At 66.0% G+C, this 19,382-nt stretch carries 20 protein-coding genes and 1 tRNA gene; 15 read left to right on the top strand and 6 right to left on the bottom strand.

What is annotated here, in order from left to right; all coding sequences use genetic code 11:
* The first annotated feature begins 7 nt into the window (after positions 1–7).
* The 4 genes from galU to FBY36_RS02145 all read left to right on the top strand — a co-directional run bounded on the left by galU (position 8) and on the right by FBY36_RS02145 (position 2,769).
* Positions 8–913, top strand: a complete 906-nt coding sequence (gene galU, locus FBY36_RS02160; protein ID WP_142117126.1) for a UTP--glucose-1-phosphate uridylyltransferase GalU — start codon at positions 8–10, stop codon at positions 911–913.
* A 4-nt stretch (positions 914–917) separates the two neighbouring features.
* Complete coding sequence (locus tag FBY36_RS02155) at positions 918–1,538, top strand: GNAT family N-acetyltransferase (protein WP_142117124.1); 621 nt, start codon at positions 918–920, stop codon at positions 1,536–1,538.
* Positions 1,539–1,643: 105 nt separating this feature from the next.
* Positions 1,644–2,567: a hypothetical protein gene (locus tag FBY36_RS02150; protein ID WP_142122440.1), complete on the top strand. Its 924-nt coding sequence runs from the start codon at positions 1,644–1,646 to the stop codon at positions 2,565–2,567.
* Between the two features lie 129 nt (positions 2,568–2,696).
* A tRNA-Ala gene (locus FBY36_RS02145) sits at positions 2,697–2,769 on the top strand.
* Positions 2,770–2,820: 51 nt separating this feature from the next.
* Here the strand turns inward: FBY36_RS02145 and FBY36_RS02140 are convergent.
* Complete coding sequence (locus FBY36_RS02140; protein ID WP_142117123.1) at positions 2,821–3,237, bottom strand: CBS domain-containing protein; 417 nt, start codon at positions 3,235–3,237, stop codon at positions 2,821–2,823.
* Positions 3,238–3,549: 312 nt separating this feature from the next.
* Between FBY36_RS02140 and FBY36_RS02135 the strand changes: the two genes are divergently transcribed.
* From FBY36_RS02135 to FBY36_RS02120, 4 genes are all read left to right on the top strand, one after another.
* Positions 3,550–5,760, top strand: a complete 2,211-nt coding sequence (locus tag FBY36_RS02135) for a S8 family serine peptidase (protein WP_160141865.1) — start codon at positions 3,550–3,552, stop codon at positions 5,758–5,760.
* 256 nt (positions 5,761–6,016) lie between these two features.
* Positions 6,017–6,229, top strand: coding sequence for a hypothetical protein (locus FBY36_RS02130; RefSeq protein ID WP_142117121.1), 213 nt, complete (start codon positions 6,017–6,019; stop codon positions 6,227–6,229).
* 262 nt (positions 6,230–6,491) lie between these two features.
* The gene (locus FBY36_RS02125; protein ID WP_110541234.1) at positions 6,492–6,644 is read left to right on the top strand and encodes an LPXTG cell wall anchor domain-containing protein; all 153 of its coding nucleotides are present in this window, start codon (positions 6,492–6,494) and stop codon (positions 6,642–6,644) included.
* 199 nt (positions 6,645–6,843) lie between these two features.
* Positions 6,844–7,503, top strand: coding sequence for a Pr6Pr family membrane protein (locus FBY36_RS02120; protein ID WP_235008675.1), 660 nt, complete (start codon positions 6,844–6,846; stop codon positions 7,501–7,503).
* On the opposite strand, the gene corA is transcribed toward FBY36_RS02120, so the two are convergent.
* Positions 7,481–8,476, bottom strand: a complete 996-nt coding sequence (gene corA, locus FBY36_RS02115) for a magnesium/cobalt transporter CorA (protein ID WP_142117119.1) — start codon at positions 8,474–8,476, stop codon at positions 7,481–7,483. The genes FBY36_RS02120 and corA overlap by 23 nt on opposite strands.
* Positions 8,477–8,971 carry an Lrp/AsnC family transcriptional regulator gene (locus FBY36_RS02110; RefSeq protein ID WP_200830553.1) on the bottom strand — a complete coding sequence of 165 codons (495 nt, stop codon included), beginning with the start codon at positions 8,969–8,971 and terminating at the stop codon, positions 8,477–8,479. It abuts the gene before it with no gap.
* A 168-nt stretch (positions 8,972–9,139) separates the two neighbouring features.
* Between FBY36_RS02110 and FBY36_RS02105 the strand changes: the two genes are divergently transcribed.
* Positions 9,140–10,396 (top strand): MFS transporter, encoded by a 1,257-nt coding sequence (locus tag FBY36_RS02105; RefSeq protein ID WP_142117116.1) that lies wholly within the window; start codon positions 9,140–9,142, stop codon positions 10,394–10,396.
* A gap of 25 nt (positions 10,397–10,421) precedes the next feature.
* Here the strand turns inward: FBY36_RS02105 and FBY36_RS02100 are convergent, their stop codons facing one another.
* The gene (locus FBY36_RS02100) at positions 10,422–10,925 is read right to left on the bottom strand and encodes an Lrp/AsnC family transcriptional regulator (protein WP_026265760.1); all 504 of its coding nucleotides are present in this window, start codon (positions 10,923–10,925) and stop codon (positions 10,422–10,424) included.
* A gap of 136 nt (positions 10,926–11,061) precedes the next feature.
* Positions 11,062–12,297 carry an MFS transporter gene (locus FBY36_RS02095; protein WP_142117115.1) on the bottom strand — a complete coding sequence of 412 codons (1,236 nt, stop codon included), beginning with the start codon at positions 12,295–12,297 and terminating at the stop codon, positions 11,062–11,064.
* A 121-nt stretch (positions 12,298–12,418) separates the two neighbouring features.
* Between FBY36_RS02095 and FBY36_RS02090 the strand changes: the two genes are divergently transcribed.
* Positions 12,419–13,393 (top strand): LysR family transcriptional regulator, encoded by a 975-nt coding sequence (locus tag FBY36_RS02090; protein WP_142117114.1) that lies wholly within the window; start codon positions 12,419–12,421, stop codon positions 13,391–13,393.
* Between the two features lie 93 nt (positions 13,394–13,486).
* Positions 13,487–14,437 (top strand): BadF/BadG/BcrA/BcrD ATPase family protein, encoded by a 951-nt coding sequence (locus FBY36_RS02085; RefSeq protein WP_200830415.1) that lies wholly within the window; start codon positions 13,487–13,489, stop codon positions 14,435–14,437.
* A gap of 69 nt (positions 14,438–14,506) precedes the next feature.
* Here FBY36_RS02085 and FBY36_RS02080 read toward each other — a convergent pair whose 3' ends face one another.
* Positions 14,507–15,526, bottom strand: coding sequence for a pirin family protein (locus FBY36_RS02080; protein ID WP_142117113.1), 1,020 nt, complete (start codon positions 15,524–15,526; stop codon positions 14,507–14,509).
* A 204-nt stretch (positions 15,527–15,730) separates the two neighbouring features.
* On the opposite strand from FBY36_RS02080, the gene FBY36_RS02075 reads away from it, so the two are divergent.
* Genes FBY36_RS02075 through FBY36_RS02060 form a run of 4 tightly spaced genes read left to right on the top strand, consistent with a single transcriptional unit; the run spans position 15,731 to position 19,249 of the window.
* A complete protein-coding gene (locus tag FBY36_RS02075; protein ID WP_142117112.1) occupies positions 15,731–16,831 on the top strand; it encodes an ABC transporter ATP-binding protein in 1,101 nt (366 codons plus the stop codon).
* Positions 16,831–17,547: an ABC transporter permease gene (locus FBY36_RS02070; RefSeq protein ID WP_142117111.1), complete on the top strand. Its 717-nt coding sequence runs from the start codon at positions 16,831–16,833 to the stop codon at positions 17,545–17,547. Before FBY36_RS02075 ends, FBY36_RS02070 begins: the two co-directional genes overlap by 1 nt.
* A complete protein-coding gene (locus FBY36_RS02065) occupies positions 17,544–18,290 on the top strand; it encodes an ABC transporter permease (protein WP_142117110.1) in 747 nt (248 codons plus the stop codon). Before FBY36_RS02070 ends, FBY36_RS02065 begins: the two co-directional genes overlap by 4 nt.
* Positions 18,287–19,249, top strand: a complete 963-nt coding sequence (locus FBY36_RS02060) for an ABC transporter substrate-binding protein (RefSeq protein ID WP_142117109.1) — start codon at positions 18,287–18,289, stop codon at positions 19,247–19,249. Before FBY36_RS02065 ends, FBY36_RS02060 begins: the two co-directional genes overlap by 4 nt.
* Positions 19,250–19,382: the final 133 nt, after the last annotated feature.

Raw genomic sequence — 19,382 nt, 5'->3', positions numbered from 1 at the left:
TAGTCCGGTGAACACCAGTAACCCCAGAGTCCGCAAAGCCGTCATTCCCGCCGCGGGCCTGGGCACCAGGTTCCTGCCTGCCACCAAAGCCATGCCCAAGGAAATGCTTCCCGTCGTTGACAAGCCTGCCATCCAGTACGTGGTGGAGGAAGCTGTCCACGTGGGCCTCCACGACGTACTGATGATTACGGGCCGGAACAAGCGGGCCCTGGAAGACCACTTTGACCGTGTTCCGTCCCTTGAGTCCACCCTCCAGGACAAAGGGGACACGGAGAAGCTTGCGTCCATCCAGGCAGCCAGCCAGCTTGGCGACATCCACTATGTCCGGCAAGGCGACCCCCACGGCCTGGGCCATGCGGTGCTCCGCGCAAAACAGCACGTGGGCGACGAAGCGTTCGCCGTCCTGCTGGGCGATGACCTGATTGACGCCCGCGACGAACTGCTCAGCACCATGATCGACGTGCAGGCGAAAACGGGAGGGTCCGTCGTCGCCCTCATCGAAGTGGAACCCTCGCAGATCAGTGCCTACGGATGCGCCGACATCCAGGAGATCGACGGGGAAGACTACGTCCGCGTCAACCGCCTGGTGGAGAAGCCTTCCCCGGAGGAAGCGCCGTCCAACCTGGCCCTGATTGGGCGCTACGTCCTGCACCCAGCCGTGTTCGGGGTCCTTGAACACACAGAGCCGGGGCGGGGCGGGGAGATCCAGTTGACGGATGCCCTCCAGGAACTTGCGTCCGGTGACGGTGCGGGGCATGGGGTGTACGGCGTCGTCTTCCGGGGTCGGCGCTACGACACGGGCGACAAACTCAGCTACCTCAAGGCCTGCATACAGCTCGCCATCGACAGCGACGACCTGGGCCCGGGCCTGCGCGAATGGCTGCCGGGTTTCACCGCGGACCTTTCCCGGTAGCGCCATGCGCAGTGGTCCCATCTGGCCGGTCACGCTCGAGTGCGGCGATCTGGTCCTGCGGCCAATCCGGTACCGCGACAAACAGGAATGGATGGAGGTGCGCTCTCGGAACAGCGAGTGGCTGCAGCCTTGGGAGGCCTCCAACCCCGATCCATCCGGGGGGCTGCCGGATTACCGGCACATGGTCCGGTCGCTCAAAGCGCAGGCCGCCCAGGCCACGGCACTGCCCTTCCTCATTACCGAGTGGCGGCCGGGGCTCAGGAGCCCCGCCATTGTGGGCCAGCTGACCGTGTCCTCGATTGTCTGGGGTTCGGCCATGATGGCGACCCTTGGATACTGGGTGGACCAGGCGCGGGCAGGGCGGGGGATAGCCCCCACCTCCGTGGCGCTGGTGACCGACCACTGCTTCCGTGCCCTTGGCCTGCACCGGATGGAAATCAACATCCGGCCTGAAAACGGGCCCAGCCTGCGGGTGGTGGAGAAGCTGGGTTTCCGGGACGAGGGGTACCGGCCCCGCTTCCTGCACATAAATGGCCAATGGGCGGACCACCGATCGTTCGCCCTCACCGCCGAAGAAGTCCCGGAGGGCCTGCTGGGTCCCTGGCTGGCCTCGCGCCGGTCATAAATCAGACGGTTTGCCGGTGGCGGGACGACACACCGCCCGTAATGCGGCCTGAGCAGGCATGATGCTCATACGGTTTTGAGTGTGGACTTCCCCCTTAGCAGCTCAGTGATCCTTGTGGTTGCCGTCGCGCTCTGGATTGTTTGGGTTGCCCCTTACGTCCTCCGGAACCGCAGGCACCAGTTCCAGCCCGCCGGCGAATTCCGGGCAGACGCCCCCGCCGATGAGGGGCCGGAACCGCCCACCGGCCTGGTCTTGAACGTCGCCGCCCAGCAGGAGAAAGCCATGGAAACCAGGAAGAGCCCGGCATCCGGTGCCGGCACCGCCAGCACCCCGCCTCCGGCCCAGTTCCGCATCCGCTATGGGCGGACCGCGTTGGCCCTTGTGGGGCTGCTCTCCCTGGTGACTGCGTTCATCTCGGGTGTCCTGGCAGCGTTCGGCATTGGTACGGCCGCCCTTCCGCTCCTATGTACGGTGCTGACCGTTGGTTCTGTAGCGTTGCTGCGTTTCCTCGCCGTCCGGGACCGTAAAGCAAAAGTCGATGCGGCGTTCCGCTCCGCCATGAGTGCACCTGCGCGCCGTCCGGAGATGCGTGAAGCGATTCCGCCGAAGCCTGAGGCTGCGCCGGCCAGGCCGGAGAGCCCGCTTTTCGACGCCGAGGCAGGCGAGGCCAAAATCAAGCGGCTGACGGCTGTTGAGCTCCGTGAAGCGGCCCTCGCCGTCGCTGTGGCTGCCGGTGACACCAGTGCTGCACAGGCGGCTCCGGCCACTCCGGCGGGAACCCCCTGGGAGCCCGTGGAAGTCCCCAAGCCCGTTTACGTGGAGGCCGCCAAGGCGAAGCGCCCTGAGCCCCAGCCGCTGGAACTTCCTGACGCGCCCAAGGCGGTTGGCAAGCCGTCCCTGAAGAAGGGGGCTGCCGGGGTCCAGGCAGCAGAGGCCGCGGAAGCAGAGCAGCTGGGTGACCAGCAGCTGGCCAAGGGGCAGAGCGCGCTGAGCAACCTCGACGACGTTCTTCAGCGCCGCCGCGCATAGAGGCCCGACGGCGGCCCGCAGCTTCCGCGCGGCTGATCAGTGTGTCAATTGGCATTGGGCCGGGAAAATTTGTAGCCTAGGGACACCGGTTAGGCACCCTGGCTCACAATGCAGGGTTCAGCCGCTTCCGGGGCTATAGCTCAGTTGGTAGAGCGCTTCGTTCGCATCGAAGAGGTCAGGAGTTCGAATCTCCTTAGCTCCACGGTTTGCGGGCTGCGGCAGTTTGCGTGGTTGCAGCTGCGCTCCGCGGGGCTTAGTAGAACGAGATGAGTTCGACGAGTTCCCCAACCCGGTCCTCCGGGTAGTTCCTGGCGACATCTGCCTGGGTGAGGATGCCGACCAGATCATGACCGTCGATAACCGGCAGCCGGCGCACCTGGTGATCCTGCATGGTCCTGATGGCTTCCTCGATTGAGTCATCCGCTCCCACGGTCACAGGCTTGCCTTGACCAAAGTCGCCGGCCTTTGCCGTGCGCGGGTCACCACCCTCGGCGAAGCACTTGATGACGATGTCGCGGTCAGTGACCATGCCCTTGAGGCGGTTGTCCTCACCGCAGATTGGCAGGGCTCCAACGTCCAGCTCCTTCATCTTCCGGGCGGCGGCCTCCAGCGTTTCGTTTTCCCCGATGCATTCAACACCGCCGGTCATGATGTCACGTACTTTGGGCATGATGCTCTCCTTATGTTGATTTCCGTTCCTCTGGTATGCCCCCTCGCCCCCGGGTCCCAGGAGGGCCAACAGGCGCATCACGGTCACGGATTAAAGGTAAGTAGGCTGAGCGTTAGTGTCCAGATCGAATCGGAAGTTGCTACGTGGGAATAGCTGGCCGGAGTTGACCCAGAACGAAAGGCGCAGCAGAACCTAATCCTGCGCCCCCGGGCGCCTGTTGCTTATGTGGTCCTGAAATCGGGTACAAGCCTTAGTAAGCTCGCTGGTGGATCTGGGAGGCCAACGGAAGTGAATCTGCGCATGAGGACTGGCATGACCAAAGGACGCACGTACAACAGGGCCGTAGGGCTGGTCCTGGCCGCCATGGTTGCCGGCTCTGCCATTGCCCCGGCCGCCGAGGCAGCAGGCAAGCCGGTCCTGCCCGGCCCCTCGACAGCAGCGAAATCGTCGGACGCCCAGCTGTCCACCGACCAGTTCATCGTGAAGTTCAAGCCCTCCGTTGCCGGCAGCACCGCAGAACGGGAGAAGACCTACGCGAAGGTTTCCAGCGCTGCCTCCATCCGCGTCAGGGAGATCAAAGTAACAGCCAGTGATGCCAAGGTGGTCAAAGCAGGCCGAAAGCTCTCCGTGGAGGAGTCCCGGCGCGTGCTGGACAGCATCGCCGCGGATGACACGGTTGCATCTGTGGAGCCCGACGTCCTCATGCATCCGTCGTTCACACCCAACGACACCTACTACTCCAAACAGTGGGCTCTGTCCGATCCCAACGTGGGGATCCGGGTCCCGTCGGTCTGGGATAAAACCACGGGGGCCGCGCAAATCGTGGCGGTGATCGACACCGGCATCACGGCGCACAGCGATCTTAACGCGAACGTCATTGCGGGCTACGACATGATCGCCGACGCGACGTCTTCGGGTGACGGCGACGGCAGGGACGCAGACGCCTCAGACCCGGGCGACTACCAGGCCCCAGGTGCCTGCGGTTCAACCTCATCCATTAACTCTTCCTGGCACGGAACCCACGTCGCAGGGATTATCGCCGCCATCGCCAATAACGCTGAGGGAGTCAGCGGCGCGGCTCCCGGCGTGAAGATCGAGCCGATACGTGCACTTGGTGACTGCGGGGGCTACCTGTCGGACGTGTCCGATGGCATCACATGGGCTTCCGGAGGAACCGTCAGCGGCGTTCCCGCCAACGCCAACCCCGCGAAAACCATCAACCTGAGCGTCGGCGGAACGTCCGCCTGCCCGTCCACCCTGCAGGCTGCCATCGACGGGGCCATCGGCCGCGGCTCCTCTGTCTTCGTGGCTGCCGGAAACGAGAACCAGCCCGCCGCAAACAACGCACCGGCCAACTGCAACAACGTCATCACGGTCGGCGCCACCAGCCAGACCGGGGCCAGGGCCTCGTACTCAAATTTCGGCACCGCGGTCGACGTCATGGCCCCGGGAGGTGACACAGGAGCCGGAATCCTCTCCACCTACAACGCCGGAACAACCATCCCCGGCGCAGAGGCCTACGGCTACCTGATGGGTACGTCCATGGCCTCGCCGATGGCGGCTTCGGTTGGCGCCCTGATGAAGGCAGCTGATGCCTCCCTGACACCAGCCAGGATCGAAGCGAAGCTCAAGGCAACGGCCAGGCCCCTTCCAGGACCCTGCTCAGGAGGCTGCGGCGCCGGCCTGATCGATGCCTCGGCCGCCGTCGTCTTTCCGGCCCCGCAGACGCCGATTGCCGTGAAGGCAGCGTCCCTGAATGGCGCCCTTGGGGCGGCTGCCACCGGAGAGGTCTACGGGCTCAGGGACAACGGCGGGTACCAGTGCTTCGAGCACGGATGCATCCTCTACTCGCCGGCGTCCGGGGCGCATGTCTCAACCGGCGCGATCCGCGGCGTCTGGGCAGAGACCGGATTTGAGAACGGTGGCCTCGGGTACCCGGTGACCGATGAAGTCGCTGGGCTGCGGGACGGGGGCGTGTATCAGAACTATCAGGGCGGAGCCATCATCTGGTCACCGGCCACCGGAGCGCATGTCTCGGTGGGGTCCATCCGCGGCCTCTGGGCAGCCACGGGTTTCGAGAACGGCCGCCTGGGCTACCCCGTAACGAACGAGGTCGGTGGCCTCCGTGGTGGCGGCGTCTACCAGAACTATCAGGGCGGAGCCATCATCTGGTCGCCAACCACGGGAGCACACATCTCAACAGGAGCTATTCGCGGCGAATGGGCGGCCTCCGGGTTTGAGAGCGGCCGACTGGGATACCCGGTCAGCGACGAAGTCGGAGGGCTCCGTGACGGCGGCGTCTACCAGAACTACCAGGGCGGCGCCATCATCTGGTCGCCTGCCTCAGGAGCTCACATGTCCGTCGGCGGCATCCGCTCCATCTGGGCCTCCACAGGGTTCGAATCGGGACGCCTGGGCTACCCGACAAGCGACGAGTATGCCACGGGAAATGACGGGAGTGTTGCCCAGAACTACCAAGGCGGCGTCATCCACTGGAGCCCCAGCGGCTCCTACATCTCCTGACAGCAGTGGGTCACATAGGCTCCTGACAATCGTGCCGAAGTTCCGCCAGCCGGCAGATGGAGCCTTGAGGTCTCCCACCAGTTCCTCGAGGTCGTCCACAGCCTAGGCAGGAACACAAGGAAATCGCAGCGGCACCAAATCAGGAGCCGGGACTTTAGTCCCTGTCGGCCGGGACAGGGTTCCAGTTGACTAGGTCATTGGTGCGGGCAAAGGGGCCCGCGCCACTCGGCCTCAATCACGGAGACTGCATCAGCTTATGAACCTCAAAGATCGCTGGGACAACCTTGACCACGCCACGCAGAAGTGGCTGCTCGATAATCCTGGATGCCAGGTGCTCCCACGGACTATCACCTCGGTAATCTCCAAGGAGTGCGGAGAGGACCTTGCGACCGGGCAGCACGGCCAGGCCTTGGTTTCCCGCGAGGACCAGGATTTTATCCGTTCGAAGATGGTCAACGCACACCCCTGACGGCAGCGATCATTGGGGGGCATGGTATCGGGCAGGACAACGGGATGGACCATGGCAGGGCATCACTGATGTTGGTTGCCGGGTGCGCACAGAATGCAGGACCGGCGCACCGCCGAGGGCAAGGTCGGCGAGCGGGCCGGCACTGTACTGCCGGCCAGCCACTAGAAGCCACATGAGTTTGTGTCTCCCGAACTGCAGACGGGTCCGCGAAACGCTGGTTGATGCCCAATCCATTCCAGCCAGACCCGCTTAGAGTGGGCCCATGGGAATCATCATCGGACTTCTTGTCATCTGGCTCATCCTGTCCATCGTCGGGTTCGTGGTGAAGGGCCTTATCTGGCTCGCCATTATCGGCCTGGTCCTCTTCGTCGCAACCGGCGTATGGGGCTGGCTGAAGCGCAGAACCAACGCCTGACCAACAACCGCCTGCCGAACCGGTTGTCACTGGCCCGGCAGGCGGTGACCGCTAACTGCCGAAGGACCCTGTCTTTTTCCCACATCCGGCATGACGCTTGCTCCATGAGCCTCACTGAGAAGGATGGCCGCCTGCCAGTACTGGCTCCGCCGGTGCGGCGGAACTTCGCTTTCAACGGTGCCCTGCACCCCGACCGCCCATGGGTCCGTGCAATGCGGATCCTCGTGGGGTTCGTCGTGCTCGCCGCCATCGTCCAGAAGACCGTCGACGCCACCCTGCCCGGCAACGACGTGGACATTCCGCAGCTGTATTCCGAATTCACCGTGCAGGGGAATCTCGCCTTTGGGCTTGTCCTGATCATTTCAGGAGCGCGGCGGCGTGCCCGGCTGCCGCTGTGGTGGGACCAGATGTTCGGCGCGCTGGTCCTGTACCTGGTCATGACGGGGTCATCTACATCGTGCTTGTGGCTCCGCCGGAAGAGCCATGGTGGACCTGGGATTTGTACTGGCCGCAAATGGTCCACCACCGCCTGGCCCCGCTGGTGGCCGCCCTTGACTGGATTCTTGTCACCCGGACAGTCCGCGGTCCCTGGTGGCGGCCGCTTGCCTGGCTGGGCTACCCTGTGGCGTTCCTTGCCTTCTCGTGGATCCGCGGCGGGCTGGATGGGTGGTACGTCTACGACTTCCTCGACCCAACGCTCGACGGCGGCTGGCTGAGGGTGCTGGGGGCCACCGGACAGGTGCTCATCGCCTTCCTGGTGGTTTCCCTCCTGGTGCACGCGGCAGGCAACGCGCGTGTGGCGCTGGCAACCGGAAAGACTGCCCGGGCCGAAATCCCTAGAGCCAGCCCTTCTTCTTGAAGATGCCGTACATCAGGCCCCCTGCCGCCACCATGAGGACCAGCGCCAGGGGATAACCGAAGGACCAGTGGAGTTCGGGCATGTTGTCGAAGTTCATCCCGTAGATCCCGGCCACAAATGAGGGCGCAAACAGGATAGCCGCCCAGGATGAAATCTTCTTGACCTGTTCGTTCTGCTCAGCGCTGGCCTCGTTTTGCCGGTTGGCGGTCAGTGTCCCGTCCAGGGTCAGGGCGTTCTGCAGCAAATCCCGGAAGGAGTCCGCCCGGGAGATCACCCGCTCAACGTGGTCTTCCACATCACGCAGGCTGTGCCGCAGTTCGCTCTCCACCTGGTACTTTTCAAAGCCGCGCTTCAACTGGTCCAGCATCTCCGGCAGGGGATGGATGGCCCGCTGGAACTGGATGACTTCCCGCGCCAGTTCGTAAATTCGCCGGGACACCGAGGAATCGCCGCTGAACAGCTGGTCCTCAATCTCGTCGATATCGTTTTCCAGCCCCGCCACCACCGGCGCGTAGTCGTCCACCACCCGGTCCAGCAGGGCATAGAGCACAGCTTCGGGTCCGTGCTTGAGGAGGTCCGGCCTTCCTTCCAGCCGTTGCCGCACGCGTGCAACACCTGCGGTTTCGGCATGGCGCACAGTCACCACAAAGTTCTTTCCGGTGAAGACATGGAGTTCGCCGAACTCCACGGTTTCATTTGCATCCACGTACCGGGCCGGCCGCAGGACGGTGAACAGGTTGTCGTCGTAACGCTCCAGTTTGGGCCTTTGGTGGGCCGAAACGGCATCCTCCACGGCAAGGGCATGGAGCCCGAATTCGCTCGCCACCGCCGCCATTTCCTCCTTGGTGGGCCGGTAAAGACCAATCCACGCCATACCGCCGTGCCGGGACAGGGTCTCAAAGGTCTGCTCAAGACTGTCAGGCTCCGCGTGACGGACGCCGTTGACGTAGACGGCGTTATCGATGATGGTCATTCAGGAAATCCTAGCCGCCGGAGCTGCCGCGCTGCTGAGGCCGCTGATCAGCGGCTCGGTGCGGTACGGGATGTGGGTGTGCAGGGCCAGAACGGTCTCGGTGCGGATGACGCCCTTGATCCTCAGGACCTGCCGCAGGGACGACTGGAGATTGTGGGTGTCCGTGGCCACCACCCGGCACCAGACATCGCCGCGGCCGGAGATTTCATGGACTTCAAGGACCTGCGGGATGAGCCGCAGCGCTGCCACGACGCCGTCGAGTTCCCGGTGCGAGACCTCAATGGTCACGAAAGCCACCACGTCGTAGCCCACGGCATCCAGATCAACCTCGCGTCCGCCCGGACGCAGCACCCCGGTGCGCAGCAGGCGGCGAACCCGCGACTGGGCCGTATTGCGGGCAATGCCAAGGTGTTCGCTGAGCTCGCCGATTTGGATCCGCGGATCCTGGATCAGGGCCAGGAGGATCTTCAGGTCCGTGGGGTCCAACTTGTTCAAGATCGTCACTCTCCATCACTCTGGTATCCATAACTTGATGATTTTGCTCAATTATCCCTTCGAACCCGGCGAAAAGTAGCAGCCGTGCCGCACTGTTGAACCATCACAGTTGTATCCGCGCCGGGCTCCCACAAGGACCACCTGCCGCGGCGACCCTAAGGCGGCACAATGACGGTCTTCAGCGAACTGCGCATGCGCCCGGCAACGGCCACTGCCGGGTGGGATGCCACCACAACGGCCAGGCTGGTGATTTCGGGGGCGGTCATCTTCATGCTCCTGGTAGGGGCCAACCTTGCCACGCCGCTGTACCCCCTGCTGCAGGCCAACCTGGGGCTGTCCAGCCTCGAGGTGACGGCGGCGTTCGCCAGCTATGTCCTGGCGCTGGTGGGGACGCTGCTGCTGGCCGGGCACTGGTCGGACCATATCGGCCGGCGCGCCGCCCTCCTGGTGGCTGTCCTCGCCGGACTGGCGGGTGGCTGGATCTTCGCCGAAGCCGGCACGCTGGTTGCCCTGTGTGCCGGACGGGCGCTGCAGGGAACCGCGGTTGCGCTTGCCACGGGAGCCAGCGCGGCGGCCCTGCGCGAACTGCTCCCGTCCCGGCCGGAGTGGGCATCACGCTTTACGCTGCTGGCGTCCTCCGGGGGTGTGGCGGCCGGCCCGGTCATCGGCGGGCTGCTCTCGCTGCTTCCCGGTGCCACCACCGCCCCGTACGTCGTCCACTCGCTTCTCCTAGCCGCACTCCTGGTCCCGCTCTACCTGATCCGCGCACGCCCGGCCATCATGGTGCCGGCAGTGTCCCGGCCGCTGCACGCCCTGGCTCCGCGCCGCCCTTCCGTATCCCGCCAGGCGAGAGGTGCTTTCTGGCTGGCGTCCGGCGTCGGCTTCCTGAGCTTTGCCGTGTTTGGTTTCTCCCTGTCGCTGGCTCCGGGCTACTTCGCGCAGGTCCTGGGCACCGATTCGCGGCCGCTGATTGGGGTGCTGGCGGGCCTGCCGCTGGGGGCGTCGGCACTGAGCCAGCTCGTGACCCTGCGCGGCCGCCTGGCCGTTCCCGCCGGGCTGGCTGTCCTGGGCGTCTCCGTCATGCTGCTGGGTGCTGCCGGCGCCTGGCACAGCCCAGCACTGCTGGTTGCGGCTGCCGTGGCCGCCGGCCTGGGGCAGGGCATAGCGTTCCGGACCGTCTTCAACGATGTGGCGGCCAGGGTGGAGCCTGCCCGCCACGCACAGATCATCAGCACCGTCTACGTCATTACCTACCTGGGCAGCGCGGTGCCGGTCCTGGGCCTGGGCTGGGCCAGCGCCGTGTTCGGCATGGCAGCGGCCGTGCAGGGCTTCGTTCTCCTGTGCGGGACGGCGGCACTCGCCCTGTCCGCCGCAACCCTTGCCGCCACGTTCACCCGGCAGGCAAAGGAGCCGGCCGGGGCCTGATGCAGGCGCCCGTCCCGCGGCGGGGTTAGTCCGGAAGCGGACCGTGGTTGCCCTGGATGTGTTCAAAAACCAGTGTGGTTTCCGTGTGCCCCACCACGGGGTCGGTAGCCAGATTGTCCAGGACCCAGTCCCGCAGGTCTTCGGTGCTTCCGACGGCAATGTGCAGCAGGTAGTCCACGGAACCTGAGGTGTGGAAGGTGGACAGCACGGCGGGCAGGTGCGGCACGCGGGCAGTGAAGCGGTCGATCTGGTCCCGGTCATGGGCACGGAGCCGTACGGCCACCAGGGCCTGCACCGACCTGCCGATGGCAGACAAGCTCAGCTTTGCCTCATAGCCCTGAACAATGCCGCGCTCGGACAGGGCCCGGGTGCGCATCAAAGCGGTGGACGGCGCAATCCCCACCATTTCGGCGAGCTGCTTGTTGGAGATCCGGGCGTCCGCCACGAGGGCCGCCAGGAGGCGCTCGTCAATGGCGTCCAGCGGCTCCAGGTGCGCTCCGGGCCTGGTGTTCCTGGCATTCGTACTCACTGCGGTTCCTTCCACACGGTCCTTCGTTCATCCTAGACCGGGGTATCTCCGCCAACGGCACCACAGGCCCGCGTCCTGCCGAACATCCACACCATGCCAGCTGCAGCTGAAACCGCTTAATTCGGGGTGCAGGGCATCAGGCAGCGGCAGTTTCCGGACGGGGATGCACGACGGCGACAGTTGCGGCCGTGACGCATGCCAGGACAATCACGGCCCCGGCGAGGGCGTTCCAGCTCCAGGCCTGGAAGACCAGGCCGCCTGCCCAGCCCAGGAGGCTGGAGCCCAGGTAGTAGGCCAGGTTGTACAGCGATGCCGCCTGGGCACGGCCGGTGCTGGCAATGGCTCCCGTCCAGCCGGACCCGATGCTGTGGGCGGCGAAGAAGCCGCCGGTGAACACCACCAGGCCGGTGAGGATCAGCACCAGGGAGGGAGTGAGGGTCAGGGCGAGTCCGCCGGCGGCGAGGGCCAGCCCACCCAGCAGGACGTTCCGGCGCCCGTACTTGGAAGTCATCCCCGCTGCCCAGCGGGAGGAGAAGGTGCCGGACAGATAGGCCAGGAAGATCAGGCTGATCACGGTAGCGGGCAGCCCGAACGGGGCACCGGAGAGCCGGAAGCCCAGATAGTTGTAGACGGCCACGAATCCGCCCATCATCAGGAAGGCCTGGGTGTACAGGGCCAGCAGCCGGATGTTCCGGAGGTGTTCTCCGAGCGTCCGGATGGCGCCGCGGAAGCCGGCGCGGGCCGGGACGAATCCCCGGGCCCTCGGCACGAGGACCAGGAAGGCGACGGCGGCAAGGGTGGCCAGCAGGGAAACGGCCAGGGCTGCCGACCGCCAGCCCCAGAGCTCGCCGGCGGGGCCGGCCACGAGCCGTCCGGACAGTCCTCCCAACGTGGTGCCGGCGACATAGCTTCCCGCTGCAAGCGCGGCGTGGGCTTTGCTGACTTCCTCGTTGAGGTAGGCAATGGCGATGGCGGGGATGCCGCCCAGTGCCATGCCCTCCAGCAAGCGCAGCACCAGCAGCATGCCGAAGTTGGCGGACAGCGGCACCAGCAGTCCCAGGACCGTGGCTGCCGAGATGCCCCACATCATCGCCTTCACCCGCCCGATCCTGTCCGCCAGGAAGGACCAAGGAATGACGGTGGCTGCCAGCCCGACCGTGGCCAGGGAGATGGTAAGGGCAGCCTCGGCGGCGGTGACCTGGAGATCGGCCGCCAGGAGGGGCAGGACCGCCTGCGTGGAGTAGAGCTGCGCAAACGTGGCCACGCCGGCACAGGACAGGCCAGCCAGGATCCGCCCATAAGCCCGGGACCCTTTGGGGTGGCCGTTCCAGGCGGGGGAAGCCTGGGTGCCGGAGCTCGCGTTCTGTGGCATCAAGCCAGCGTAGCCCTCTTGCAATGGATGCCTCCAATGCATGTTTCGTGCAACACTGATAGCAATAACGGAACGGTCTTCCGGTGGCGGAGGCGTCCGGTGGTGAGGCAGGGGAGAGGACATGGAACCGGACCGCAAGCAGTTGGTGCAGCTGCTGCCCCTCATGCCCGTACTCGCCGAACTGGGCCGGACTGAACACGTGACGGAGACCGCGGAACTCCTCGGAGTACCCCAATCAACCGTTAGCAGGGCAGTGGCCAGGGCCAGCGCCGCCGTCGGCACCGAACTCCTGGTCCGGGACGGCCGCGGCGTCCGCCTGACGCCCGCAGCCCGCACGCTGTTGCCCTACATCGAGCAGGCGCTCGCGGAGTTCCAGGCCGGCCTGGACCTGGTTCGGAATGAGTCACAGGTGGTCAGGGGCACTGTGTCTGTGTCTTTCCAGCACACCTTCGGCGAAGCAACCCTGCCGCTGCTGATCAGCGCCTTCCGTGCCCGGCACCCCGGGGCCGGGTTCCGGCTCAACCAGGGTGCCCGGAGCGCGTGCCTTGACGAGCTGTCGTCGGGGGAAGCGGACCTGGCCCTCACCGCTCCCGTGGCGCAGGCAGGCAAAAACCTCGATTCCGCGCCGCTGTACCGGGAGCCGCTCCGGCTGGTGGTGCATCACGCGCACACCCTGGCCCGGCAGCGCAGTGCGCGGCTGGCCGATATCAGGACTGAACCGTTCGTCGCGCTGGGCCCCGGATACGGATTGCGTTCGCTGACCGATGCGCTGTTCCGGGAAGCAGGCTACCGGCCACGGATCGCGTTCGAAAGCCAGGACTCGCACACCGTCCGCGGGCTGGTCTCTGCCGGCCTCGGCGTGAGCATCCTGCCGCCTGGCGGGGATGCCCCCGGCAGGACGCTGCGCCCGGAGACAGGAGACCTGGGCTGGGTGGAAGTACCGCTGGACTCCGCGCTCGCCTTCCGGGAAGTCGGAGTCAGCTGGCGGCGCCGCAGACCCGATACCGAACCCGTTCCGGCCAGGCTCTTCCGCGAACTGGTGGTGGCCGAAGGGCCCGGGTTGCTGGCCGGGCTGGTGACCAGGGCAGGCCGCTGAACGGACCATCACCCCGCGACGGCCGGCAATGGTGCGGCTGTCACGCAGGGTATGCGGCGCGCCCCCAAGCCACGCCGCAAGTACCCTTGTGACGTGACGAACACCCAGAACCCCTCAACCCCTCCTGTTCAGCACGTCGCGGGCGCGCCGGGCACTCCACTGCACGGCACCACGATCGGGCTGGACATCGGCGGCACCAAGACGCACGGCGTCCGCTTTGAGAACGGAATCCCCGTCGCTGACGATTCTGCTGGGAGCTCCAACGTCCAGAACGTCAGCCGCGACCAGGCAGCACGCAACCTGGCGGAGCTTTTCGGCAGGATCGGCGGCGGGCGCGTGGACCGGGTCTATGCGGGCTCCGGCGGCATCGACACGGACGACGACGCCGCCGCCCTGGCTGCCCTGATCCAGCCGCTGGCCCCGGAGGCCGGCATCACCGTTGTCCACGACTCCCGCCTGCTGCTGGCCGCGGGACGTGCCAACACGGGAGTGGCGGTAATTGCAGGTACCGGCTCGGCCGCCTGGGGACGCAACGCCGACGGCGGCGAGGCCAGGGCAGGCGGATGGGGATACCTTCTGGGGGATGAAGGCAGCGGATATTGGCTGGGCAGGGAAGCGGTACGGCACAGCCTGCGGAGGATGAACCAGGGCCTGCCGATTGACCAGCTCACTGCTTCCCTCCTGGCATCCTGCGGGCTTGATCACCCCAACAAACTCATTGCGCTGTTCCACTCCCCGGACACGGGACGGCGCTTCTGGGCGCAGCAGGCCCGGCACGTTGTGGAGGCGGCCTCTGCCGGTCACCGGGACAGTACGGACCTGCTGGACCAGGCCGGCCGGGACCTTGCTGCACTGGCCGGGCAGGTGCTGGGCCAACTGAAGATCCAGGGCCCCGTGATCCTGGGCGGCGGGCTGGGCATGAACGTGGCACCGCTGCAGGCGTCCTTCCGCCGGAACCTCGAAGCAGACGGCATCAGGGACGTACGGGTCCTGGACCAGGAACCCGTGTTCGGTGTCCTGCAGCTGCTGGCAGAGCCGGGCTGACGGCAGCAGGCGATTGGCCACGGCTTCCGGTGGCAGGTTGGCAGACGTACTGGTCAGCCGGCAGGTTAGTTAATCGATGGCGCGCTTCCGCGCGGTCAACCGGACGCCGGGGAGCGGGGGAGCGGGAATACGGCCGGCCTCCGCCCCGGCATCCGGACCGTGGCCGGGCACCAGGCCGTAACGGGCGGCGGTCGTTTCGGCATCCGGCAGCCCGGCCTGCGCTTCCCAATCCTCCCGGGCCTGTTCCACTTCGTCATGGGTGCGGCCCACGAAGTTCCACCACATGAGCAGTTCCTCACCGAACGGCTCACCGCCAATCAGCAGGAACCGCGTGCCGGGGCGGGCCTCCATCCGGAGTTCGCTGCGGCCGGTGCCCAAGTAGCCCAGTGGACCCGCCGGCAGGTCCTGCCCGTCCACCGCCAGGCCGCCGTCGAGCACCAGGATGCCATGCTCAAAGCCGGGGTTCAGCGGCAGCACTGCATCCCCTTCACAGGAAACGTCCGCGCCAACAATAGGCGAATACATTGTTGCGGGGGACACCACGCCTGCAAGTTCCCCCACCATGACGGTGGCCGTGAAGCCGTGGCCGGCGGCGCGCGGCAGCTCCCGGTGCTGTTCGAACGCCGGCTCCCGGTGCCGGTCCTCGCCGGGAAGGGCCACCCAAAGCTGCAGGCCCCGCTGCACCGGCAACTCCCCGCCGTCGGCAGGCAGCACAGCGAACTCGGAGTGCGATACCCCGTGGCCTGCTGTCATGATGTTCAGCTCCCCGGGACGCACGAGCACGTCGCTGCCTACGCTGTCCCGGTGGCGGATGTGCCCCGCCAGCGGCCAAGTCACCGTCTGCAGCCCGATATGGGGATGGGGGAGGACGGACATGGCCGTGCGGTCCGGTCCAAAACTGTCCAGGAAGCACCACGCGCCGATGGTGGGCAGTCCGCGCTGGGGCAGGGTGCGCTTGACGTTCATGGCGCGGACCCCGCCCAGCGGCACCTCGCGCTCAGGCCACAGCTGGAGGCAGGGACCCGACGTCCCGGCGGCAGGGGCGGGCGGACAAACTTCCTGCTGCGGTGAAACTTCCAAGTTGGTCACGCCTCCACTTTAGGCCTGCCCGGCGTTGGGTACCCACCGCACGCACGTGGGTACCGAATGGTCACAGTAGGGATTCCTTTGCGTGGATTAGGGCTTCACCTGCTGAAGCCTGCCCCCGTTTGGGCTAGCGTAACTATCAGCGTGCTGATGGCAAGGTCACGGTGCTGTCAACAGCCCGTCCAAGAGAACAGGTAAGTCCGCACCATGGACCAGGCGATGATCGAGTTCCAGAGCGTCACCAAGCAGTACCCGGGCGGCCAGCCCGCGGTGGACGGCCTGACCATGTCCATCGCAAAAGGCGCCGTCACCGTCTTCGTGGGCCCCTCCGGCTGCGGTAAAACAACGTCCCTTCGGATGATCAACCGCATGGTGGAACCCACCTCCGGGACCATCACCGTGGACGGCCGGGACGTCACCACGGTTCCGGCGGCGGAACTGCGCCGGTCCATGGGCTACGTGATGCAGTCGGCGGGACTGCTGCCGCACCGCTCCGTCCTGGACAACATCGCCACTGTTCCCCGGCTGAACGGCGTCTCCAAAGCCGACGCCCGCAGGAGGGCGGAAGAGCTCCTGGACGTGGTGGGCCTGGCGCATTCCCTGGGCAGGCGGTACCCGTCCCAGCTCTCCGGCGGCCAGCAGCAGCGCGTTGGCGTGGCCCGCGCGCTCGCCGCCGACCCGCCCGTCCTGCTCATGGATGAGCCGTTCAGCGCGGTGGACCCCGTTGTCCGCGACGAACTCCAGCAGGAACTGCTGCGCCTGCAGAAGGACCTGGCCAAGACCATTGTGTTCGTGACCCACGACATCGACGAGGCCACCATCCTCGGTGACAAAGTGGCTGTCTTCGCCACTGGCGGCAAGCTCGCCCAATATGCCACCCCGGAGGAAATCCTGCGGGCACCGGCCAACAATTTTGTTGCGTCCTTCGTAGGACGGGACCGTGGCTTCCGCCACCTGGGCTTCACCCCTTCCGACGGCGTGGCCATTCATTCCGTGCCCACCATTGTCCGCTCGCCATCAGGTTATGAATCGGATTCCGGCGCTGCAGGTGACTGGCAGCTGGTGGTGGACGCTGACAAGCACCCCCTGGGATGGTCCGCGCCGGGCACCGAGACCGAACTCGTTCCGGGCGGGTCGCTGTTCCGTCCCGGGGAGAGCCTGCGGCGGGCCTTGGACGCGGCCCTGTCCTCGCCGTCGGGCCTTGGTGTTGCCGTGGATTCCGACGGCAGGGTGCTGGGCGTGGTCCGCGGCGGTGAGGTCCTGGCGCTGATCGAAGAAGCGCGCCAGGTGCGGCAGGCTGCCCTCTGATGGAATGGTTCCTGGCCAACACCGGCATGATCCTGGAACGCGGCGGCCAGCACCTGGTGCTGGCGCTCATTCCCATGGTCCTTGGCCTGCTGATTTCCATCCCGCTGGCGCAGTTGGCACGGAAGAACAGGGCCCTCCGCTCCCTGGTGCTGACGGCCTCCTCACTCCTCTACACCATTCCCTCCCTGGCCCTGTTCATCATCCTGCCCACTATCCTGGGCACGCGGATCCTGGATCCCCTCAACGTGGTGGTGGCGCTGACCATATACGCGGTGGCACTGCTGGTCCGGGCCGCCCTGGATGCCTTCGATTCCGTCGACGCGGACGTCAGCCAGGCCGCCCAGGCCATGGGGTTCAAGCCTCTTGCCCGGTTCCTTCAGGTTGACCTGCCACTGTCCCTGCCGGTCATGTTCGCTGGACTGCGCGTGGTGTCCGTCAGCAACATCTCGCTGGTCAGCGTTGCGGCCCTGCTGGGTGTCGGCAACCTGGGCATGCTCTTCACCGATGGACTCCAGCGTGACTTCGTCACCGAGGTGGTGGTGGGGATCGTCGCCATCCTGGTCCTCGCGCTGGTGATGGATGCTGTCCTCGTGCTGCTGGAACGCATCCTCACCCCGTGGGAGCGGGCAGGAACGCGGCGGGACCGCGGGCATGGGGACACCGGCGGGCCGGCCGCTGCGAATCGGGCGACGACCATGGCAGGAGAAACAGCGTGAGCAACGTCTTCTCCGACACCTTGTCCTGGCTGGCCGACCCGCTGCACTGGTCCGGCAGCATGGGCATCCCCGCGCGGCTTGGGGAGCATCTGCAGTACACCGGACTCGTGATGCTGATCGCCACTGCCGTCGCCGTCCCGGTGGGGCTGTTTGTGGGACATACCGGCAGGGGCCGGGTGGCCGTAGTCGCGCTGGCGGGAGCCCTGCGCGCCCTGCCCACCCTTGGCCTGCTCATCCTGTTCGTGCTGCTGGCCGGCATCGGGCTGATGCCGCCGATCTGGGCGCTGGTGATCCTAACCGTGCCCCCGCTGCTGGCCGGAACGTACGCCGGCATCTCCAGTGTGGACCGGAACGTGGTGGACGCGGCCCGGGCCATGGGGATGACTGAACTGCAGGTCCTGTTCCGGGCCGAGCTGCCCAACGCACTCACCGTCATGTTCGGTGGGTTCCGGACCGGCGTGCTGCAGGTGATCGCCACCGTCTCCGTCGTCGCCTACATCAATCTCGGTGGCCTGGGCCGCTATCTCTTCGACGGCCTTGTCCTGAGCGACTTCCCCCAAATGCTGGGAGGTTCCCTCCTCATCGCGGTGCTGGCCATCGCCGTCGACCTCGTCCTGTCCCTGTTCCAGAGGCTGTTCCTGACCCAGGGCGCCTTGAAGTTGTCCTACCGCAGCCAGGAGGCTGCGGTTGATCTCACAGACCCCGTTGTTGCGGAGACTGTTGTACAAGGAGGTAAGTCATGAAAGATAGCCGTCCCCAGCGCCTTGGCAGGCGGGCGTTCAGCGGCCTGGCCGCCGGGCTTGGCCTGGCAATCACCCTGTCCGCCTGCGGTGGTTCGTCCGACCCGCTGAGCAACTCGCCCGCTGCAACTGGCGGCGCATCGGGCGGAGCAACTTCGCTGGTGGTGGGTTCCGCCGACTTCCCGGAGAGCCAGATCATCGCCGAGCTGTACGCCGGTGCCTTGAACGCCAATGGCATCACCGCCACCACCAAACCGAACATCGGCTCCCGTGAGGTTTACTTCAAGGCGGTCCAGGACGGGTCCGTTGACGTGGTGCCGGATTACAGCGGCAACCTGCTCCTTTATGTAGACAAGGAAGCCAAGGAAGTTTCCGCCGGCGATATCGCCAAGGCGCTGCCCGGCAAACTGCCGGACAGCCTGGGCGTTCTGGACGTGTCCAAGGCCGAGGACAAGGACGCAATGGTGGTCACCAAGGCAACCGCCGAGAAGTACCAGTTGAAGTCCATCGAGGACCTCGCCAAGGTCTGCAGCGAGATCGTGGTGGGGGCCCCGGCCACGTTCGCCGAGCGTGCCTACGGCCTGCCCGGACTGAAGAAGAACTACAACTGCGTCCCCAAGAAGCTGGAGCCCTTCAGTGACGGTGGCGGCCCGGTGACGCTCAAGGCGCTGCTGGAGGACCAGGTGCAGGTGGCCGATATCTACACCACCACACCGTCCATCGCTGACAACGACCTCGTGGTGCTGGAGGACCCGAAGAACAACTTCATCGCCCAGCAGGTCCTCCCGCTGTACAACAAGGCGAAGATGACGGACAAGGCCAAGCAGGCGCTGAACTCCGTGTCCAGCACGCTGACCACCGACGACCTGATCAACCTCAACCGAGCTGTCAGCGGCAGCCAGAAGCAGGACGCCAAGGCGGCGGCAACCGCTTGGCTGAAGGACAAGGGCATCGTCAAGTAGGACGTTCCCTGCCCGCGCGGGCAGGGAACACATTGGTGATGACGACGGCGGCTGCCGGACCTGCAAAGGCCCGGCAGCCGCCGTCGTCCATGTGGCAGACGTCTCAACTGCCGTCCATCCTTCCTGTGGCATA

The organism is Arthrobacter sp. SLBN-122 (assembly GCF_006715165.1).
In the GTDB taxonomy this organism is placed as follows: domain Bacteria; phylum Actinomycetota; class Actinomycetes; order Actinomycetales; family Micrococcaceae; genus Arthrobacter.
The sequence above is the reverse complement of the archived record's forward strand: the minus strand, read 5'-3'. Positions and strand labels throughout refer to the sequence as shown.

Coding starts and splice junctions, on each gene's coding strand:
- FBY36_RS02095 (WP_142117115.1), bottom strand. CDS start 12,297: ATGCCACAGAACGCGAGCTCCGGCACCCAGGCTTCCCCCGCCTGGAAC.
- FBY36_RS02155 (WP_142117124.1), top strand. CDS start 918: ATGCGCAGTGGTCCCATCTGGCCGGTCACGCTCGAGTGCGGCGATCTG.
- FBY36_RS02060 (WP_142117109.1), top strand. CDS start 18,287: ATGAAAGATAGCCGTCCCCAGCGCCTTGGCAGGCGGGCGTTCAGCGGC.
- FBY36_RS02140 (WP_142117123.1), bottom strand. CDS start 3,237: ATGCCCAAAGTACGTGACATCATGACCGGCGGTGTTGAATGCATCGGG.
- FBY36_RS02075 (WP_142117112.1), top strand. CDS start 15,731: ATGGACCAGGCGATGATCGAGTTCCAGAGCGTCACCAAGCAGTACCCG.
- corA (WP_142117119.1), bottom strand. CDS start 8,476: ATGACCATCATCGATAACGCCGTCTACGTCAACGGCGTCCGTCACGCG.
- FBY36_RS02135 (WP_160141865.1), top strand. CDS start 3,550: ATGACCAAAGGACGCACGTACAACAGGGCCGTAGGGCTGGTCCTGGCC.
- FBY36_RS02125 (WP_110541234.1), top strand. CDS start 6,492: ATGGGAATCATCATCGGACTTCTTGTCATCTGGCTCATCCTGTCCATC.
- FBY36_RS02120 (WP_235008675.1), top strand. CDS start 6,844: ATGGGTCCGTGCAATGCGGATCCTCGTGGGGTTCGTCGTGCTCGCCGC.
- FBY36_RS02070 (WP_142117111.1), top strand. CDS start 16,831: ATGGAATGGTTCCTGGCCAACACCGGCATGATCCTGGAACGCGGCGGC.
- FBY36_RS02130 (WP_142117121.1), top strand. CDS start 6,017: ATGAACCTCAAAGATCGCTGGGACAACCTTGACCACGCCACGCAGAAG.
- FBY36_RS02090 (WP_142117114.1), top strand. CDS start 12,419: ATGGAACCGGACCGCAAGCAGTTGGTGCAGCTGCTGCCCCTCATGCCC.
- FBY36_RS02105 (WP_142117116.1), top strand. CDS start 9,140: ATGACGGTCTTCAGCGAACTGCGCATGCGCCCGGCAACGGCCACTGCC.